The sequence below is a fragment of the Pseudoalteromonas sp. 19-MNA-CIBAN-0066 genome, from assembly GCF_040308705.1.
Lineage (GTDB): Bacteria > Pseudomonadota > Gammaproteobacteria > Enterobacterales > Alteromonadaceae > Pseudoalteromonas > Pseudoalteromonas nigrifaciens.
On record NZ_JBEONZ010000114.1, the window covers coordinates 1 to 386 of the forward strand.

Below are 386 nucleotides of genomic sequence, written 5' to 3' on the forward strand. Positions count from 1 at the left end.
TAACCTTGTTCACCGATGACATTTATATTTTTATTTCTAACTTTCATCAATGATGATTTATCATAGTACCATCTAACAGAGTGTTTATTATTGCTATCTAAGTCTAAAAAAGTGAGGCGAGTACACTCATATTCATAATCACTACCACAACTCTCAACCTTACTTAAATGGTACTCTTTTGACCAATATTCATTCACAGAATAATAAGCCCATAATTTGATTGGAGCACCGATAGCAGCCCAAATCCAACCATATACTAAAACAGGTAAAAAAATCATACCTAACGTTGAGCGAAATTTACCTTGGTCTTCAAATTGATGTTTCATTTGTTGTTGATAGTGACTACAGCTTTTATATTTCCTATACGAGAAGGCAAAGAATATAAT

Annotated in this window: 1 pseudogene; it reads right to left on the reverse strand. The window is 32.1% G+C overall.

Annotated features, from left to right (window positions below):
- A pseudogene (locus AAEZ18_RS18430) lies at nt 1-326 on the reverse strand (hypothetical protein); the annotation flags it as partial.
- Between the last annotated feature and the right edge of the window lie 60 nt (nt 327-386).